Here is an 18,376-nt window from a genome sequence, read left to right on the forward strand (position 1 = left end):
CTTTTTAGGGCTAAAGGTTTATAATCGGAGCATAAAGTTGAAACTGTGCACATAAAAGGAGTTTGCTATGACAAATGCCAACACAGGTCACTCAGGCTGGGCCCGCATCAGCGTATTGTTGTCGGGGGCTGAGGCGGAGCGTTTACCGCTTGAGGTGGGGCTTGAGATCGCGAAATCCTTTGATGCGCAGCTAAATGCCCTGTTTGCGCCGCCCGATCCGGCGGAACTGGCGCCGTGGTTGGGCGAAGGGTTTATGGGGACGGTGCAGGTATCGGCTATGGAAAGCTTGAAATCCATCGCCGAAGACTCAGAAGCTGTGGCGCGGGCGCAATTTTCCGCTCTCGACTATGTCGCTAAGTCGTTTTATGCCCTGAAATCACCGGTGTGGCAGGACTTGGCCTGCGAGACGCGCCTGTCCGATCTGATGGTCTTCGGGGCCGACAGCGCCAAAGGTCAGGGGCTGCTGGCCGAAGCCTTTACGCAGGTGCTGATGGAAGAGCGCACCGGCGTATTCATCGCCCGTCAGGCGCTGGATCTTAAAGGGACGGCTATCGTCGCCTGGGACGGCAAGGAGCCTTCGTCGCGGGCCGCGCGTCGGGCGGTGCCGTTGCTGAAACAGGCCCGAAAGGTCGTGGTTATCGGGGCGCCAATTGGCGATCGGCCGGTCGATCTGAACCGTCTGGCCAATTATTATGCGGCGCATGGTATAACCGCTGAAGTCGAAGTTCTGCCTAAGGGCGGCGATGTGGTGGGCGCCTTGGTTGACGCCTATACGCGCTTTGGGGCCAGCTACTTGGTGGCGGGGGCGTTTGGTCATTCACGCTTACGCGAATTTGCTTTTGGCGGCACGACCCGCGCCCTGTTGCAGAATACGACGCTTAATCTCTATATGGCGCATTAATCAGTTGGCTTAGAGCCTGATCGACGCGGGCCATGACCTCATCCCATGAGGTCAGGTCGCGCGGCATAAAGGCCGTGGCCGCCGGATACCACGGATAATGGCCCTGCCCCATCTGAACCCAGTTATTCGGTGAGGTTATTATCCATGTCCGTGCCCCCGCCGCCGCAGCGATATTGGTTGTAGCATTAGCCGGTCCCAAGGTCAGGTCAAGCGCACAGGTCAGCGCGCACAAATCATCCAGATCGTCCTTAAGGTCGATGCCGGGCGGCGTGATGATCTGAAACCCGCGGGCGGCAGCAGCGTCAAGTTCCGCGCGGGCATCGCCATATTGCAGGTTGATGACGGTAATATCTTCTCGCTGCAGAAGGATTTCCCAGTCATCGAACGGCGAGTAATAGCGTTCACGGATGATATCGGTTTTTAAGCTTTTCCACAAAATGCCGACCTTGGGGCGGTTATCCAGACTGTCCAGCCATGCCCGCCAGTGCTCGACGCGTGCCGGATCGGGCTTAAGATAGGCGTTGTGTGCCGGAAAATCAGCAGGTGTCGGACGATAAGTAGCGCAAAAATCGGCCATCAGTGCCCAGTGATCGACCGGCGTTTGCGCTTCATCGAAGCCGTCAAAATGGCGGATGATGCGGCCATCTTCGCGCCGGGTGCGGTGGGCATAGACATGGGCTTTGGGGAATGAGCGCGCAAACAGGCTGACCAGACGAGGTTCGACCCCAAGGCTTAAGCGGCTTTCATTACCCAGATCGCGGATGACATCCGGCAAAAACGTGCCGAACAGGATTTCATCACCCAGGCCCTGTTCTGCCGACACAAACAGACGCTTTCCCGCCAAAGCTTGGCCGGGTTGCCAGCGTGAGGCCTTGAACGGGTAATGCACTTCCATCGCCGTGCCGGTTTTGTGGCGGGCTTCATACAGTGGCCAGGCGATGTCGGTTTTCCCGGCGCACAGGGCAATCTGAGCCGTCGTCAAGCGGACGCTGGCGATATTGGACGGATCGGAAAAACCGTCGATACAGGCAAACAAATCGGCAAGGGCAGGATCGAACTCACCCAATTCAGCATAAGCAATGCCGCGGTGAAAGCGGGCCTGAAGGTTGTACGGATCAAGGCGCAGGGCCTCATCGAAAAAGGTCAGGGCGGTATGCGGATCGTTCTTGGCGTTGACCACGGTGCCCAGCACATTCCACAGTTCGCTGTCTTCGGGGTGGGTACTTAGTGCGGCTTTCAGCCCGTCGATAGCGGCGTCATATTTCATCTGCTGGCGCTGGCTTGCGGCCAGACCGGCGATGGCTATCACATTATCCGGCTCGGCCAGCACCACAAAGCGGTACAGCTTTTCAGCCATGTCCATCTGGTCCAGCCTAAAGGCCAGTCGTGCCAGATCATGAACAACATCTGACGGCGGGGGTGACGGCAGGCGCGCCAGCAAAGCCTGATAGGTATCAAAAGCTTCGGGCAGGCGATTTTGCCGCTCCAGTGCCAGCGCCAGATAGCGCCAAACATCGGTATCATTGGGTTTAAGCGACAGATGCACCCGCGCCAGAGCCTCGGCCTTGGCCCAATCTCCGGTGGCGATGCTGGCGGTTAAGGCGTCCGGGCTCATGCGGGTTGAACATGTGCCTTGGCTGGGATCAGATCATTGATCAGAGCCTGTTTCATCTGGCCGAGCGCGTCTCCCCAGTTATTCAGCACGGCCGGGGCAAACACGCGGGCGGTGGGATAGAACGGATAATAGTCGGTGCCCAGACACAGCCAGGCGCTGCGGAACGGTATCGACATCCAGATCGTCGCCCCGGCGGCCGCGGCGATATTGCTGGTGGCGTTGGACGGCCCCATGACGGTATCGAGCGCACAACACAGGGCACACAGATCATCCAGATCCTGCTTCAGGTCGATGCCGGGCGGGTTCCAGATGCGTAAGCCCGCCGCTTCAGCCTCCGCCAGTTCGGCGGTCACATCGCCGTACTGCAGATTGACAAAGTAGACGCCTTCAGTAGCGATGACCTCTTTCCAAGTCTCAAACGGCGAGTAGTAGCGATCACGGCGGGAGTGTTTGATCAATGATTTCCATAGTATGCCCGCCTTGGGCTCAGGTCCCAGCTTATCCAGTTCAGCGCGCCAGAAGGCGAGCCGCTCCGGATCTGGGGTCAGGAAAATATTGGCCTTGGGAAAATCACTCAGTGACCGGCGGTAGCGTTTCAGCAGATCCCCCATAATGGTCCAGCAATCAATGCTGCCCGTGTCAGTAAGGTCAGGGAACAGGCGCACCACCCGGCCTTGATGCTTGGTGGTGTGATGTTTAATGACGTTGGCCTTGGGGAATGATCGCGCAAACAGGCTGACTAGGCGCGGCTCAACCGCAATGGTCAGTTTTCCGTCCGGGCCGATATCGCGGATCAGATCGGTCAGGAGCGAGGCAAACAACACCTCATCCCCAAGCCCCTGTTCGGCGGAGACAAAGACGTGCTTACCCGCCACATCGGTATCAGGTGTCCATTTAGGCCGGTCGATCAGAAAGATAATCTTTTCCGCCGTGCCTTCCTTGATGCGACCGTCATAATAATCCCAGGCCGCATCGAAATTATTGAGCACCGCATTAACGAAGGCAATCGACAGCCGACAGGTGTAGAGATTAAGCGGGTCATCAAACAGCGGCAAGGCGCGCATCAGATAGTCCAGCGCCTCATCGTAATGGCCCAGAAGGCTGAGCGAATTACCCAGATTATAGAGGGCGTGGACGTGATTGGGGTCGAACTTCAACGCTTCCTGATAGAAGATGATCGAGGTATCGACATCGCCCTGAGTGTTGACGACCGTGCCCAGCGCATTCCACAGTTGCGGGTCCTTCGGGTTGAGGCCAATGGCGGCCCGTAAGACCTCGATGGCGTCCTCATAACGGCTGGCTTCGCGCAGGGCTGTCGCCAGATTGTTGGCGGCTTCGGTATTATCGGGCTCTATCCGAAGCACGAAGTTAAAAAATTTCTCAGCGATATCCGGATATTCCATCCGCACCGCCAGCCGGCCCAGATCATTGGTGACCGGCACATTATCAGGCATCAGCTTAAGGGCGGCTTCGTAACAGGCGAACGCTCCGGCCAGATCGCCGGATTTTTCGCGCGATATGGCTAAGATGTGCCAGGCTTCGCCGCTTTTTTCATCGACCTCCAGCGCTTCAATCGCCAGTTCCGCGCCGCGTTTCCAATCGCTCTGTTTCAGGGCGGTCAAGGCGGCCTTGAGCAGCGTCAGGGTTTGCTTCAGACGGGCATGATCGGCGGCGACATCAAGCCGCGCCAGAGCGGTGCGCGAACTGGCATCGCCCAGAAGGGTTGATGACGGGCGCATATCGAACGCCGGAACAAACGCAGGCACTTCATCAGCTATACCACTTGCCGCCAGTGGATTTGGCTGTGATGGCGGGTTTTGCTCAAAGCTGCGCTTAACCATGACTAGTGTCCTGAATCTGAAATTCGCCTCATGCCTATATCAACCTCAAGCGAATTTCAGATTCAACAGGACACTAGAAATTAATAAACCTAGTATCGTTCTGAATTCTAAGTTCGCTGTAGCACCTGGATATCGAAATCAGGCGAACTTCGAATTCACGATACTAGCTCCGCGGGGTTTGTCATGGCAGTGTGGTTACAGGGATTCGCCTTAAGCCCGTCTTTAAATTACGATTTTGGGACAGCGTGAACCTGATATTAACCCGGTCGGGGGTAGAATCTGAAAAGATTCGCACCGGCTTCAGAGCAATATGTGAAAAAGTGCCAAGATAAATTTTGGGGTTTTTCACAATAAATATTGCGTCAAACCAGATTTAAGGAAAGCCTTTCATGCCTTTGAAACTGTCTCTGAAGCCCGGAGAGAAGTTCGTTTTAAATGGCGCCGTCGTGCAAAACGGGGATCGCCGCTGTTCGCTGATCCTGCAAAATAAAGCCTCGGTTTTGCGTGAAAAGGACATCATGCAGGAGCATGAGGCTACGTCTCCGGCCCGTCACATCTATTTCCCGGTCATGATGATGTACCTCGATGAGGCGGGTGCTGATCGTTATTATGATGAGTTTCTGCGCCGCATGACCGAATTCATGGGGGTTGTCTCTCAGGCGCCGGTACTGGCGGAATGTGTGGCGATTTCCAAAAGCATTATGGCGCGCGAGTATTACAAGGCCCTGATGGGCTGCCGTAAGCTGGTCGACTTTGAGGATGCACTTTTAAGGGCAAAAGAGTAAATATATGTCACTTCAGGCGTATCAGAGAACGGCCGCACGCGCGGAAGATCCTCGTCAAACCGAATACCGGCTGTTTGGTCAGGTAACGCGCGCGCTTTTGGAAGCCGAGGCTGCCGATACGTCTAATTTTCAGGTGCGCATCCATGCCCTCGACTGGAACCGGCGTATGTGGTCGGTATTCGGTATGGACTGTGCGTCACCGACTAATGGCCTGCCCGAAGCCTTGCGGGCCCAAATAATTTCTTTGTCGATCTGGGTGTCGAAGCACACGTCGCTGGTCATGCGCAATAAAGAAGACATCGCCCCTCTGATTGAGGTCAACCGTATCATTATGCAGGGTTTGATGCCGCAAGTTCAGGCGGGAGCGGCGGTTAATCCCGCCGATGCAACCTTTGCCAACCGTGTACGCGGCTCCCTAGGCTGATTTAGCCGGTCTCCTGCGAGGTTAATATTGCCTTTAGGATGATTTTGCCTAGGCATTAAAATTTGAACGGCGGGAGTTATATGATTCTCGCCGTTTTCAATTTAAAAATATCCATAAAATTCAATAGAATAAATAATTAACGGCAGCGTCATGCGCTGGCATCGGCATTGCTATGTCTTACCCAAGCCAAAATGGCTTTTCGGCAAAATCGCCGCGCAAAATCCCCGACCAGAATGGAAAGGAACACCCGATGGCAAACGTATCGGTCAATACCAACGTGGGCGCAATGATCGCGCTCCAGAACCTGAACAAAACGAACAAGGATCTTTCTGAAGCCCAGAACCGCATTAATACCGGCCTGAAGGTCGCCAGCGCGAAGGACAATGGTGCGGTCTATGCGATTGCTCAAAGTCAGCGCGCCGACGTCGCAGCGCTCGGAGCGGTTTCAGACTCGCTTAACCGGGCCATGTCCGCAGTCGATGTGGCTATGGCGGCGGGTGAGGGGATTTCGGATATCCTTACTCAAATGAAGGAGTTAGCTCTATCAGCTTCGGATACCGGTCTTGATACGGTCAGTCGTGACGCCCTGAAGGAAGATTTTCAGTCGTTACGCGATCAGATCAAGAAGACGATTTCGAATGCGGTCTTTAACGGCATCAATCTGATCGAGGCGGGCGCTGACGGTATTAATGCGTTGGCTTCGGCGGATGGGGTGAACAAGATGACGGTGGCGGCGCAGGATCTTTCCCTTGGGGGAACTATTCTGTCTCTGGCGTCGAATGCGACCTTCTCGACGGCAACGTCGGCGAGTGGTTTGCTGTCCACCCTGGATAGCTCCGTTAAGAACGTTTCCCTGGCGCTCTCGCGTTTAGGGACGTCGTCAAAGTCTCTGGAGGCTCATTCTACGTTCGTTTCAAAACTTGTCGATTCCATGGAAGCGGGTATCGGAAACCTCGTGGATGCTGACATGGCCAAGGAAAGCGCCAAGCTCACCGCGCTGCAAACCAAGCAGCAGTTGGGTATTCAGGCTCTTTCTATTGCCAATCAGGCGCCGCAGACGATCCTAAGCCTGTTCCAGGGCTAATCGCATTGGCCGGAGCGGGGTGGCTTTACCGCCTCCTCCGGCAGCCTTTTTCAGGTGGCATATTTTGCCGCCATGGGCAGATATTGCCTATTTGCCGGGCTTAATCGGCAAAAATTGCCGACAAAAATCTATAATTAACAAAGCTATAACGCTTATATTTCATATGGTTGCGTAAATTTTCTTCCTTCGCGTTCTCTGGCGCGGCCTTTGCATCCTTCGGCTCAGGCAAAATGCCGCCAGCAGACAAAATGTCGCTGGTTACATCTATTAGAAGGAATAGAATCATGGCGCTCAATAGCGTAAACACGAACGTCGGTGCAGCGATTGCTCTGCAAAACCTCAATAAAACCAATGCTATGCTGTCTACCACTCAGGAGCGTATTAATACGGGCCTGAAAGTGGGTTCGGCTAAGGACAACGGCGCTATCTTTGCTATCGCGCAAAGCCAGCGTTCGGAAGTCAGTGCGCTGAACGCGGTATCTGAGTCCCTGTCACGCGGCCAGTCGGTCGTTGACGTGTCCATGGCTGCCGGTGAGTCGGTTTCCGACATGCTCACTCAGCTCAAGGAAAAGGCTCTGGCGGCTTCGGACACCGGCCTTGACACAACCAGCCGTAACGCTCTGAAGGAAGACTTTGCGTCTATCCGCGATCAGATCAAAAAAACCCTCACCAACGCCACTTTCAACGGGATCAACCTGATTGACGGCTCGGATGCCAACATCAAGGCCCTGGCCAATGCCAGCGGTACGAGCACGCTGACGGTCGCTGGCCAGAACATGTCTCTGGGCGGTTCTGTCATCACGTTGGCGACCAATGCGACCTTCGCAACGGCCACGTCGGCTAGCAACTTGCTGGCCACGATTGATACGTCCATCAAAAACGTATCAACCTCTCTGTCAAAGCTGGGTACATCCTCCAAGGCTCTTGAAAACCATGCAGGCTTCGTATCGAAGCTTCAGGATGCCATGGAAGCCGGTATTGGTAACCTTGTCGATGCCGACATGGCTAAGGAAAGTGCTAAACTGCAAGCTCTGCAAACCAAGCAGCAGCTCGGCATTCAGGCGCTCTCGATCGCCAACCAGTCGACCTCGACTGTTTTGAGCTTGTTCCGTTAATCCGGAAGGGGAGGCGGGGCCTGAAATCCCGCCTTCCTCTCTCATTTGATCGCCGCGTGCGGTCCAAATCCAACAGAGGGCGTTTCACTCAGTTCCGTCGTTTTCGGACCTCCCAAGGTGAAGCGTAGCAGGAGATGATCAACAATGTATCAGGCGTACCTCAGGTTTCAGACGTAACTCCCGTCAAAGCTGTTCCTGATGTAGCCAGGGAAATGCCGCAGACTGTTCTGGCCAGTGCCGGTAAGAATGCTGCGGATAATAAAGGCGCTTCAAAGGACTCCAAGAGCGATTCCATGGCCAAGCCCTTGGCCTATCAATTGAAGCTCGTGATCGATATCGACCCCGATACCGGCGATTTTATCTATAAAGCCATAAATCGTCTCACCGGTCAGGTCGTCAGCCAGTTGCCGCGTAAAGAATTATTGGACATGAAAAATGACGCGAGCTATCGCGCCGGTTCTGTCATAAAAACAGATATTTAAGAGACTATCTTAAGTATGTAAATTGAGTAATATTCGCCGTACGCAGGTTTGCGTGCGGATAAAGTCGTTGGTTAATATTAACCTTTTGCTTACCATAATTATTAAGACTGTGAGTCGCGCCGATTCCCTTTGCCGAAAATAACGGCAGATTAGGGTTCAGCTATTGGATCACGGGGCGCAGAATTATGGAGGTTAGGTCATGACGGTCAGTGTGCATACGAATAAGTCTGCCATGATCGCGTTGCAGAATCTGAACAACACGACGAGTAATCTCAACGGGGTTCAGAACCGGATTTCGACCGGCTTAAATGTCAACAGCGCCAAAGATAATGCCTCAGTCTACGCTATCGCCCAAGGGCAGCGCGCAGACGTCAGTTCGCTGGCAGCGGTAACGTCCAGCCTTAACCGGGCGGCATCGATTTCAGATGTGTCTCTGGCGGCGGGCGAAACGGTTTCGGATTTGCTGGTTGAGTTACGCGAAAAAGTCGTTTCGGCCATGGACCCGTCGATTGATACGGCGTCGCGCAATGCGTTGAACTCGGATTTCCGCGCCTTGCTCAATCAGATCAAGCAGACGACCACCAGCGCTAATTTCGATGGTGCCAATATATTGGACGGCAGTCTGCCGAACGGTATTCAGTTCATTGCCGATGCGGATGCGACCTCAAATATTACGCTGTCGACGCGCGATCTGTCGCTTGGTGGTTCAACGATTACCTTAACATCCGGCTCTACCATCATGAGTGCCACCATTGCATCTGGGATGCTGGTGCGGCTTGATGCCTCGATTCAGAATGTTAACGCTGCCCTAGGCGCGCTGGGGTCGCAATCCAAGCAAATCGATGGTCATCTGAGTTTCGTGTCCAAGCTGACCGATTCGCTGAATTCGGGTATTGGTAATCTTGTCGATGCGGACATGGCCAAGGAAAGCGCCAAGCTTCAGGCCTTGCAGGTTCAGCAGCAGTTGGGGACGCAGGCTCTGTCAATTGCCAACTCCGGACCGCAGGTTATCTTAAGTCTGTTCCAGGGCGGTTAATCAGCCTAGTGATCTGTAATTTTATACCGGCCAAACATGCTTTGGCCGGTTTTATTTTGCTTATTTGTAAAGGAAACGCCCAAAAGTTTACGAATCTTAAGCTTTGTTCGGGCATCCTCGAAATTCGTAATTGTGACTCAAGGATTGAGATCTCGTGATCGGACTGGATGCCAGCTTTCTGCAAAGCTACTATAACGCCAAAGCTGGCGTTAATAGCGGTGTGTCTTCGTCAACGACCACATCAACCGCGACAAATTCTCCGACCGGTACCACCAAGGCCCCAAGCGCGCCGTGGGAAACCAAATCCGGTGCGGCCAGTTCAGATGAACTGGTGCGCAAGGTCATGGCTGGCTCCAAATTCATCAAGGAAGGCAATGTCTCGCTTGATCTGGCCGGGGCCTCGCAGGACTATAAAAAGCTGTTTACCCTGTATCAGGGGCTGAACACCCTGATGGGGATCGCCAATAAGGCGCAGGAAAATACCACGACCTCGACCGTCATGCGCACCTTACAGCGCCTGTTTACCAGCGGCATGTCTGAAATTCAGGACTATGTGTCGGATGCTGAACTCGACCACGTTAGTCTGGTGCAGGGCGCGCTTACGGAAAAGCTGAAAAGCACGACCGGCGTGGCGCGCACCGATACGAACTATGTGGCTAAGGATATCCATAAGGGCTCGCCCACCGCATCGGTCAAGGCGTTTGAAGGCGATGTGAAGTTCAACATTGCCATCAGTCCGCCAAGTGCGGGGCTTTATACCCCTAAAAATGTTGAGATCGACTTGTCAGATATGGGCACGACGACCCGCTCGATGGGCAATGTCGTCAATTTCATCAATTCCAAACTCAAAGAGGTCGGTGCCACAACCCGTTTTGCGGTCGAGCGCACGCCGGCCAAGGCCGAAACCATCAAGGTTGGTGAAAAGGAAGTAAAGGTTAATAACGGCCTAGATACCTATTCGCTTAAGGTTCAGGGCACGACGACCGAACTGATAAACTTTTCGGCAGCTCAGATGTCGGACTCGGTCTATGTGGTTCAAACCACGGGTGATACCGATAATGATGACGAAGACGAGCCGGAAACTCTGGATGATCTGTCGACCCAGTTGGTCAAATTTCAGGCCGATATTTCCGGCACCAACCCGTCAACCGCCACAGCCGGCGTGACCGACACCTACTGGTCCGAAGGACGAACCGGGCAGGCGGTACTGGAAGAAAACATTACTAATGTTCGCCAGACCGTATCGGGGCCGGACGGCTCCGTCTATGTGCTGGCCGATGTGGATGGCGATGTCGATGGGCAGGAGATCAAAGGCACCAAGGATGTGGCCCTGATCAAATACGACTCCGCCGGTAAGATGCTTTATACCCGCACCCTAGGGGCCGCCGATCAGGCGTCAGGTTTGGCCATGACGGTAAGCGCGGATGGTAAGGTGGCGATTGCTGGTTCTGTGACCGGCGAACTGGGTGTTCAAACCACCAAGACCTTCACCAGCGCCAACGGCAAGACCTATACGACCTCGACCTATGAGACCACCAAGGGCTATAACGAAAGCATTTCAGATAGTTTCGTCACGGTTTTTGATGCCGCGGGTGATGAGTTGTGGACCCAGCGCCGCGGCTCAATCGGGATGGACGAAGCCCTGTCGGTGTCCTTTGGTACGGACGGTTCGGTCTATGTCGGCGGGCGTGCTCAGGGCACGATGAGCGGGGCGACTGATGCCGCAGCCTCTGCTCAGGGCGTCACCAGCGCCGGGGGCTGGGATGCCTACGTCATGAAGTTTTCGGCCACCGGTGGCTATCAGTCAACGACCCAGTTCGGCACCAGCGCCACCGACGCAGCCAACGCCATGACGGTTGATGGCAATACGCTTTATGTGGCGGCTAACGAAAACGGTAATGCCGTCTTGAGGTCCTATGATCTGACGTCGGGTAAGCCGGTTTTGTCTGAGATGCGTAATCTTGGTAATCTGGGCGGCGGCTCGATCAGTTCAGTGTCGGTTTATGACGGCAAGGTCTATGTGGGCGGCAGCGCCAACCAGAGTGCGACGGCGACGGGGGCGAACACAAAGCTCATGGATGGGGTGAGCGCAGGTCATGCCTATACCGGCGGCCAGGATGCCTTTGCCTTATCTGTCGATAAAGACCTGACGAATACGTCAGCCGATGCGGTGTCATTCTACGGTTCTACCGAAAGCGAAGCGAACGCGAAAGTGACCTTCAGCGATGGTAAGGCCTGGATTGCCTTCCAGACCAAGGGCGCGGTTGATGGCACCACTAAAATCGGCGAAAAAGATGCTGTGCTGTCGCGTGTGGATGTCGAAACGGGCGAGGTCGAATGGCAGACCCGCTATACCGGCAAAAACGGTGAGGTTAATCCCAACGCGATTGCTATTTCCAAGAACTCATCAAGCGTGCTCGATAAGCTGGGTTTGCCGACCGGGACCTTGCAGTACAAAGATTCGTCCAGTCTGGTGGCCAACACCACAGCCCGTCCCGGCGATGAGTTTTATGTCCGCGACCCAAAGACGGGCACCAAGAAAAAAATCGTGATCGAGGCCAAGGACACGCTGGAAACTCTGGCGACCAAGATCAATCGCGCCGCGGGTTATAAGATGGATGTCAAGGTTGCCAAGGTGACGGGCAAGCCTGAATCTGTCCTGACCATCACGCCCAAATACGGCAATGCTGAGGTCGAAATCATACGCGGGGCCGATGGTAAGGATGCGCTCGACAGTCTGGGCCTGAGCGAAGGTCTGGTGACCAAGGCTGCCACCCAGTCATCGTCCGAGGCCAGCAAGTCGTCGGGTAAGGACGTGAAGATGTTCGGTCTTAACCTCGACAGCAATCTTAATATCTCTGACGAAGACACTATTGATGCCGTCAAAAAAGTGCTGGAAGACGCGATGAAAAACGTCCGCAGCGCCTATCGTTACCTGCGCTATGGCGATTCGTCCGAAGAGGCCGATAAAAAAGGCAAGACCGGCGGCACGGTTCCGGCCTACCTGACCAAGCAACTGGCCAATTATCAGGACGCGCTGAACCGTCTCGGCGGCGGATAAGCTGCCCGCAAGCGGCATAAATTTCACATAACCGCATTAACCTAAAAACGCTTCACAGCTTGGCGATTGCGCTTTAGTGTGCGCCATAATTATTGGTGTAGCTTAACCTTTGGCCGCGAAAAGGCCTTGAAGGTGGGGGAAACAGGTCGCATGCAGAAACAGCAGATGATTTATCTGGGCATTGGTGCGGGGGCAGCGCTTCTGGTCGGCATAGTGCTGGCCTTTGCGATGTCGTCCGGTCAAAAGGACGGGGAGCGTATGAATGACGCGCCGCCGGGACTGCAACTGGACATCGCCGAAGCGCCCGCCATTAATTCATCACGCACCCTGCGCTGCTTCGTTAGCGGCGAATATGTCGGCACCTTTACGCTGGCCGAATGTGCTCAGAAAAACGGTGTGGCCGCTCAGGCGCTGGATGTCGGTGTTGACGAAAGCGGTGAATTGTCTGCGGCCCCCACGGCCTCTCTGGCCCCGCCGCCGGCCGAGCCGGTTGTGGCGACACCTGTTACACCTGATGCTACCGGTGGTGAGGTCATGCCGGAAAATCTGGATCAGGCGGGTGGGCCGGTTACGGCCTGTCTGCGCTATGCGGGGGGCGAATGGCGTCGGCTGTCCGAAGGTTTGAGCCTCGGCACCTGCGTGCAGTTGTTGTATGATGGCCGCTGCGAGCGTCCGGGATCTGCATCCTATGGGCGTTGGGGTGATCAGAGCCTGCGTCTTGTACCTGGGCGCGTTGAAATCTCTAACGATAACAAGAATTTCCGCACGTTTGTTGATCAGGGCAAGGGCTGCAGCGTCCCGCTGGTGAAATAGAAATCAGGTGAATAATATGTCAAATGGGATGAAACGGATTGCCGGTCTTAGCCTGATGCTGGCGGCGACCATAGGCTTGGCGTCATGTGAAAAGCCCGGTGTCAAAGCGCCCCTTGATAAAGGCATTTGCTATCAGGTTGGCTTTCCGGAATCGGGTGACATCAAATACAATGTCGTGGCCCGAAATCAGCCGTCGATCGAATATTGCGCGGCACAGCTTTACAAGCTGCGTCTGGAATTCCTGAAGCAAGGCGTCAGCCGCAAGATTGTCTACGGGGCTTATCAGGGCAATTTTCTGTTTGTGGATGCGCGCTACGTGAAGTTCTCGCAGGCACTCGATGGGCGGCGCATGACCTTGCTGGTCAAGCACCCCAGCGAAGACCGTCTGGTCGTGCCGGGATCAATCGTAGAAGCCCCGTCGCCCCAGCCCTCAGGGCCGATCCGCGAACCGGCTAACTTGCCGCAGTAGTTGGCCGCTTTAATTAAGTGTTAATGGTGCAAACTCTGCGCTTGGCGGGCGGGCGGCTTCATCATAGTGTCGGGGCTTGGAATCAGAGGGGCGAACCCTCCGGCCCCTGAGCGCTTTGGTCGCGGGGCCTGTGACAGAAAGGTATTCGTGATGGCGGGCAGTGTTAATAAGGTTATTCTGGTCGGGAATCTGGGCAAAGACCCGGAAATCCGCACGCTCAATTCCGGTGACCGGGTTGCCAATCTGACGGTCGCCACCTCGGAAAGCTGGCGCGACAAGATGTCGGGTGAGCGTAAGGAAAAGACTGAATGGCACCGCGTGGTGATCTTTAATGACAATCTGGCCAAGATTGCCGAGCAATACCTGCGTAAGGGCTCGACCGTTTACCTTGAGGGCTCGCTGCAAACCCGTAAATGGACGGATCAGCAGGGCGTTGAAAAATACTCCACCGAAGTCGTGTTGCAAAAATTCCGCGGTGAACTGACCCTTCTGGGCGGGCGCGGCGATGGCGGCGGGCAAAGCAGCCAGTCATCGGGCGGCGGCTACGATCAGGGCGGCTATGGTGATGACGGCGGCTACGGCGGCGGGGCCCCGGCCAGTTCCGGCCCGCGTCAGCAAGGCTCCGGCCCGGCCCAAAACTTTGATCTGGATGACGAAATTCCGTTCTAAAGCTTTGATGAAGCCATGTGAAATCTTAAGGCCACGTTATTGATTTAACGTGGCTTTTTACGTTTCTTAACCGTGTCGTCTTACGGCGATTTAACGGTTATCCGCTAGAGTGCGCCCTTAAAGCGAGCCGGTTAAGGTTCATCGCAGGAGCGCAGGTAATATGTTCGGCTATCTGAGGCAGCAGTTTGGCGTGTCAAATGGGGCATGGCTGCCGATTGTGCATAAGGCACCAACAGGGCCGTCGCGTATTGCCTTAAGCCTTGATGACGGCCCGTCGCCGCGCACCACGCTTAAGGTGCTTGAACTGCTGAAAACCTATGACACCAGGGCGACGTTTTTCCTGTCGGGAGAACGGGCCGAGCAATATCCCGAATTGGTACAGGCGATCGTGGATAGTGGCAATGCGATCTATGCCCACGGCTATTCCCATGTGCGGCTTGACCGGATGCCATCGCAAGCCGCCCTCAATGAATTAAAGCGCACCGAAGCGATTCTGGCGAAGGCCCGGCCTACGCCGCAGGATTATATCGTGCGTCTGCCCTATGGTTCGGGGCATCGATCGCCTGACATGCACCGTCTGCTGAAGACCTGGCATCCGGGCTGCCAGATTGGCCACTGGCGTTATGATTTCAAGGATTTTGCCCTCGCTGATGGGTGCGAAACGCTTGATGAGGTCGGGCGTAAATGCGACGCGGCGGTCGATGCCGCCTTCGCTGATCCGGCATTCTTAGGATCAACCATCCTTATGCACGAAGACCCGATCGGAGTGCCCGCGCGCTATGTCGGGGACGTCGCTTCCCTTCTTTTGGAACGGATCTTGCTGACCGCACAGGCAAAAGGTGTGGCGGTAACGGAAATGCTTCCAGTCAGGCAGAAGCTTGTCAACCGTTACGTCAGAACGGTCTACATGGAGTAGCATGTGAAACATGCCAAAATACCGCAGGCTGATAAAGCCCGCGAAGTCAAAGGTCCGAAGCCGCCGTTTGCGACGGTATGCCCGGATTTAAGCATCATTATCTGCACCCATAACCGCTCTGCCCTCACGGCAAGGCTGCTCAAAGCCCTGACACCGCAGTTAAAAGCCCATGCGGCCGAAATTCTGGTGATTGATAGCGCAAGTCGCGATGATCATAGCCAGGCGCTGATCGATATCGTGGCGGAGTTTGCGGACGTTCGACTCATCCGGGTTGAAGAAAAAGGGGTCTCCCTGGCGCGCAACACCGGCGTGACACATGCCCGTGCCGAATGGATTGGCTTTATCGATGACGATGAAGTCCCATCAGAAGACTGGCTGGATGAAGCCGTGACGCTGATCCGACGTCTGCCCGAAGACTGCGCGGCCTGCGGGGGCGTGGTGATCCCGGCATATGAACTGGCGCCGGACATGGGCCGTATTGGGCCGCGTTGGCGCGCCTTTCTGGGTGAGATTATGGCCGAGGGGGAATTCGACCAGACACAGCGCCCGCAATTCGGGATCGGACATTCGCTGGTGCGCGTCTGTGCACTGGAGCAAGTCGGCGGATTCAATCGCGGCCTTGGGCGGGATGGCCGCAGCTTGCTGAGCGGCGAAGAGGTTTTGTTGCTGATCCAGTTAGAAGCGCGCGGCTGGCGGATATGGCATTCTGACCGCATCCGGGTATGGCATGACATCGAACCTGATCGCCTTGACCGGAGTTGGGCCCGTCGGAGGTCCTACTGGGAAGGGATTTCAACGGCGCGCATCATGACCGTGACGCAACCGGGTAAATTGACCAGGTCGGCTATCACGGCGGGTATGAAATCGCTGCCGCTGATGCTGACCTCGCCACTACTGCCGGTGCGACGGGAAATTGACCTGCGCCTGGCGTTTAACATCGGAATGGTCACGGAGGCCCTGCGGCGGCCCTTTAGCCGCCTGATTCGGATGGTGAGCGTGCCTATTTCGCTGGCCATGCCGACCTGCTTGTCGCTGGGTACGGGTGGGCTGCAAAATCTGGTAGGGCTTTAGGCGTCTTTCATCTCAAAAGCATAGCGCACGACCTTGCGCAGCCATTTGATCATTTGGTCACGATCTATATCCGGGGCGCAGACGCTGCGGACCAGCATGCCATCAAATATCATGACGATCACTTCGTTACGGGTCAGAAGGGTTGAGGCATCGATATCGTCGCCGTAGATACGCCGTAACAGAGGCAGAACCAACTCCCGTTCCTGAGCCTCTGATTTCTTTATGATCGCGGCGACATTGGGGTTGCGCGCCGCTTCAGCCAGCACCTCAAGGGCGAGGGCAGTTTTTTCACTATTATACTTATGTTCGATCGCCATCGGGATGATATCGACCAGACGGTCAATCAGGTCTTTATCGGCGACGTTATCAAATTCAGCGAATTTTTCACGCATTTCCGCCAGATCGTTGGCGACAATAGCCTCTATGATCGCTTCTTTGTTGGCAAAGTAGCGATAGATGACGCCGACGCTCATGCCGGCTTCCTGAGCGATACTGGCCATACTGGCACCATGAAAACCCGACTGACGCACGCAACGCGCGGTCGCATCCAGTATGTGTTGCTGACGGGCTTCCCGGTTCTGACGGGGTTTGGAAGCGGTCTTAGGTGACACTGACGTGTTCATTTTTACGTGAATTTACCTCTGATAAGGATACGGTAGTGTACGCTTAGTTTTGTGTTTGTACAAAATTACACGTTTGTAAGCTATTGTAGACTTGACTTTAGTACACACGACAGCATAAATCCAGTCAAAATGAGAATGATCGTTCATTCTCAATATTTTGGCCTGCGTCATCCAAAAGGTGGGGCTCATTTCCACTTGTGGAATTTGCGCCAGATATTTTTAGATATGGAGTTTTTCATGCGCGTTTATATACGCACCCTTTTGGGCCAAACCGGTCGTACTGCGCTGATCGTCGGGGCCGCGGGTGTGCTACTCGTCGCCTGTGGCAATAAGAACGCAGCGCAAGGCATGGGGGCAGGCGGTCCGACTGAGGTCGGTATCGTTGTCGTCCAGAGCGAACCCGTCACCCTGACTACGGAATTATCCGGTCGCACCTCGGCCTTTCTGGTCTCGGAAGTACGCCCGCAGGTTGGTGGTATCGTCAAGTCGCGTCTGTTTGAAGAAGGCTCGGTCGTCAGCGCCGGTCAGTCGCTGTATCAGATCGATCCGGCTACCTATCAGGCAGCCTATAACAGTGCGGCCGCAGGGCTCGCCCAGGCCAATGCCAGCCTGACTTCGGCCAGGCTTCTGGCCGGACGCTATACCGAACTGGTCAAGATTAACGCGGTCTCTCAGCAGGCCAATGACGACGCTCAGGCCGCTTTGCAACAGGCCGAGGCCAATGTCGCGGCTCAAAAGGCGGCTGTGGATAATGCGCGCATCAATCTGGGCTACACAAAGGTTTTGGCGCCAATCTCCGGCCGTATCGGTAAGTCGAGCGTGACCTCAGGTGCGCTGGTGACGGCATCGCAGGCGACCCCGCTGGCGACCATTCAGGCGACCGATAAAATTTACGTCGATATTAATCAGACGACGGCGGAACTGCTCAGTCTGCAAAAAGCTGTGGCAGACGGATCGCTGGGGGCGTCAGGCAGTGCCGATGTCGAGCTTATCCTCGAAGACGGCAGTGTCTATCCGCAAAAGGGTCGGCTGGAATTTTCCGATGTGACGGTCGATCCGGAAACCGGGTCCGTTAACCTGCGCGCCATTTTCAATAACCCCAACGGTACGCTTCTGCCGGGGATGTATGTGCGTGCTCGCCTGACCAAGGGTGTGGTGGGGCAGGGCATTCTGGTGCCGCAAGCCGCCGTGCAGCGTGACCCGAAGGGTAATGCCTCGGTCATGGTTGTCGGTAAAGACAATAAGATTGAGCCGCGTCCGGTTCAGATCGCTCAGATGATGGGCGACAAGTGGGTCGTCACCAGCGGTCTGCAATCCAATGACCGCGTGGTGGTTGACGGCCTGATGAAGGTGCGTGGTGATGCGCCGGTCAAACCGGTCGTGGTGGGGGCTACGGAATCCGATGCACCCGCTTCGGCAGCCAAAGCCCCGGCGACTAATGCCGCTGCCGCTCCGGCCAAGCAATAGGGAA

17 protein-coding genes are annotated in these 18,376 nt (G+C 55.3%); 14 read left to right on the forward strand and 3 right to left on the reverse strand.

Features of this window, described 5'->3' with window-relative positions; translation table 11 throughout:
* The first annotated feature begins 67 nt into the window (after window positions 1-67).
* A complete protein-coding gene (locus OVA03_RS01390) occupies window positions 68-901 on the forward strand; it encodes a universal stress protein (RefSeq protein ID WP_267526445.1) in 834 nt (277 codons plus the stop codon).
* Here the strand turns inward: OVA03_RS01390 and OVA03_RS01395 are convergent.
* Complete coding sequence (locus OVA03_RS01395; RefSeq protein ID WP_267526446.1) at window positions 879-2,516, reverse strand: tetratricopeptide repeat protein; 1,638 nt, start codon at window positions 2,514-2,516, stop codon at window positions 879-881. The genes OVA03_RS01390 and OVA03_RS01395 overlap by 23 nt on opposite strands.
* Entirely contained in the window at window positions 2,513-4,357 is a 1,845-nt protein-coding gene (locus OVA03_RS01400) for a tetratricopeptide repeat protein (protein ID WP_267526447.1), read from the reverse strand. Before OVA03_RS01400 ends, OVA03_RS01395 begins: the two co-directional genes overlap by 4 nt.
* Before the next feature lie 389 nt (window positions 4,358-4,746).
* On the opposite strand from OVA03_RS01400, the gene flbT reads away from it, so the two are divergent.
* The 12 genes from flbT to OVA03_RS01460 all read left to right on the forward strand — a co-directional run bounded on the left by flbT (window position 4,747) and on the right by OVA03_RS01460 (window position 16,282).
* Window positions 4,747-5,142: a flagellar biosynthesis repressor FlbT gene (gene flbT, locus OVA03_RS01405; RefSeq protein ID WP_267526448.1), complete on the forward strand. Its 396-nt coding sequence runs from the start codon at window positions 4,747-4,749 to the stop codon at window positions 5,140-5,142.
* 4 nt (window positions 5,143-5,146) lie between these two features.
* Window positions 5,147-5,566 (forward strand): flagellar biosynthesis regulator FlaF, encoded by a 420-nt coding sequence (gene flaF / locus OVA03_RS01410; protein WP_267526449.1) that lies wholly within the window; start codon window positions 5,147-5,149, stop codon window positions 5,564-5,566.
* A gap of 250 nt (window positions 5,567-5,816) precedes the next feature.
* Entirely contained in the window at window positions 5,817-6,650 is an 834-nt protein-coding gene (locus OVA03_RS01415; RefSeq protein ID WP_267527752.1) for a flagellin, read from the forward strand.
* Window positions 6,651-6,934: 284 nt separating this feature from the next.
* Entirely contained in the window at window positions 6,935-7,765 is an 831-nt protein-coding gene (locus tag OVA03_RS01420) for a flagellin (RefSeq protein WP_267526450.1), read from the forward strand.
* A gap of 134 nt (window positions 7,766-7,899) precedes the next feature.
* The gene (locus OVA03_RS01425) at window positions 7,900-8,247 is read left to right on the forward strand and encodes a flagellar protein FlaG (protein ID WP_267526451.1); all 348 of its coding nucleotides are present in this window, start codon (window positions 7,900-7,902) and stop codon (window positions 8,245-8,247) included.
* 199 nt (window positions 8,248-8,446) lie between these two features.
* Window positions 8,447-9,283, forward strand: a complete 837-nt coding sequence (locus tag OVA03_RS01430; RefSeq protein WP_267526452.1) for a flagellin — start codon at window positions 8,447-8,449, stop codon at window positions 9,281-9,283.
* 154 nt (window positions 9,284-9,437) lie between these two features.
* Entirely contained in the window at window positions 9,438-12,344 is a 2,907-nt protein-coding gene (locus tag OVA03_RS01435; protein ID WP_267526453.1) for a transcriptional regulator, read from the forward strand.
* 150 nt (window positions 12,345-12,494) lie between these two features.
* Complete coding sequence (locus tag OVA03_RS01440) at window positions 12,495-13,157, forward strand: hypothetical protein (protein WP_267526454.1); 663 nt, start codon at window positions 12,495-12,497, stop codon at window positions 13,155-13,157.
* Window positions 13,158-13,173: 16 nt separating this feature from the next.
* Window positions 13,174-13,626: a hypothetical protein gene (locus tag OVA03_RS01445; RefSeq protein WP_267526455.1), complete on the forward strand. Its 453-nt coding sequence runs from the start codon at window positions 13,174-13,176 to the stop codon at window positions 13,624-13,626.
* Window positions 13,627-13,776: 150 nt separating this feature from the next.
* Window positions 13,777-14,295, forward strand: coding sequence for a single-stranded DNA-binding protein (ssb, locus tag OVA03_RS01450; RefSeq protein ID WP_267526456.1), 519 nt, complete (start codon window positions 13,777-13,779; stop codon window positions 14,293-14,295).
* A 160-nt stretch (window positions 14,296-14,455) separates the two neighbouring features.
* Window positions 14,456-15,211, forward strand: coding sequence for a polysaccharide deacetylase family protein (locus tag OVA03_RS01455; protein WP_267526457.1), 756 nt, complete (start codon window positions 14,456-14,458; stop codon window positions 15,209-15,211).
* Between the two features lie 3 nt (window positions 15,212-15,214).
* On the forward strand, window positions 15,215-16,282 hold the full coding sequence (locus OVA03_RS01460) for a glycosyltransferase family 2 protein (RefSeq protein WP_267526458.1): 1,068 nt from the start codon (window positions 15,215-15,217) through the stop codon (window positions 16,280-16,282).
* On the opposite strand, the gene OVA03_RS01465 is transcribed toward OVA03_RS01460, so the two are convergent.
* Entirely contained in the window at window positions 16,279-16,905 is a 627-nt protein-coding gene (locus OVA03_RS01465) for a TetR/AcrR family transcriptional regulator (RefSeq protein WP_267526459.1), read from the reverse strand. The two genes, OVA03_RS01460 and OVA03_RS01465, sit on opposite strands and share 4 nt — an antisense overlap.
* A gap of 237 nt (window positions 16,906-17,142) precedes the next feature.
* Between OVA03_RS01465 and OVA03_RS01470 the strand changes: the two genes are divergently transcribed.
* Window positions 17,143-18,372: an efflux RND transporter periplasmic adaptor subunit gene (locus OVA03_RS01470; RefSeq protein WP_267526460.1), complete on the forward strand. Its 1,230-nt coding sequence runs from the start codon at window positions 17,143-17,145 to the stop codon at window positions 18,370-18,372.
* Window positions 18,373-18,376 lie beyond the last annotated feature (4 nt).

It is taken from the genome of Asticcacaulis sp. SL142, assembly GCF_026625745.1.
In the GTDB taxonomy this organism is placed as follows: Bacteria; Pseudomonadota; Alphaproteobacteria; order Caulobacterales; family Caulobacteraceae; genus Asticcacaulis.

Coding starts and splice junctions, on each gene's coding strand:
- OVA03_RS01470 (WP_267526460.1), top strand. CDS start 17,143: ATGCGCGTTTATATACGCACCCTTTTGGGCCAAACCGGTCGTACTGCG.
- flbT (WP_267526448.1), top strand. CDS start 4,747: ATGCCTTTGAAACTGTCTCTGAAGCCCGGAGAGAAGTTCGTTTTAAAT.
- OVA03_RS01425 (WP_267526451.1), top strand. CDS start 7,900: ATGATCAACAATGTATCAGGCGTACCTCAGGTTTCAGACGTAACTCCC.
- OVA03_RS01390 (WP_267526445.1), top strand. CDS start 68: ATGACAAATGCCAACACAGGTCACTCAGGCTGGGCCCGCATCAGCGTA.
- OVA03_RS01395 (WP_267526446.1), bottom strand. CDS start 2,516: ATGAGCCCGGACGCCTTAACCGCCAGCATCGCCACCGGAGATTGGGCC.
- OVA03_RS01440 (WP_267526454.1), top strand. CDS start 12,495: ATGCAGAAACAGCAGATGATTTATCTGGGCATTGGTGCGGGGGCAGCG.
- OVA03_RS01420 (WP_267526450.1), top strand. CDS start 6,935: ATGGCGCTCAATAGCGTAAACACGAACGTCGGTGCAGCGATTGCTCTG.
- ssb (WP_267526456.1), top strand. CDS start 13,777: ATGGCGGGCAGTGTTAATAAGGTTATTCTGGTCGGGAATCTGGGCAAA.
- OVA03_RS01400 (WP_267526447.1), bottom strand. CDS start 4,357: ATGGTTAAGCGCAGCTTTGAGCAAAACCCGCCATCACAGCCAAATCCA.
- OVA03_RS01430 (WP_267526452.1), top strand. CDS start 8,447: ATGACGGTCAGTGTGCATACGAATAAGTCTGCCATGATCGCGTTGCAG.
- OVA03_RS01415 (WP_267527752.1), top strand. CDS start 5,817: ATGGCAAACGTATCGGTCAATACCAACGTGGGCGCAATGATCGCGCTC.
- OVA03_RS01465 (WP_267526459.1), bottom strand. CDS start 16,905: ATGAACACGTCAGTGTCACCTAAGACCGCTTCCAAACCCCGTCAGAAC.
- flaF (WP_267526449.1), top strand. CDS start 5,147: ATGTCACTTCAGGCGTATCAGAGAACGGCCGCACGCGCGGAAGATCCT.
- OVA03_RS01455 (WP_267526457.1), top strand. CDS start 14,456: ATGTTCGGCTATCTGAGGCAGCAGTTTGGCGTGTCAAATGGGGCATGG.
- OVA03_RS01445 (WP_267526455.1), top strand. CDS start 13,174: ATGTCAAATGGGATGAAACGGATTGCCGGTCTTAGCCTGATGCTGGCG.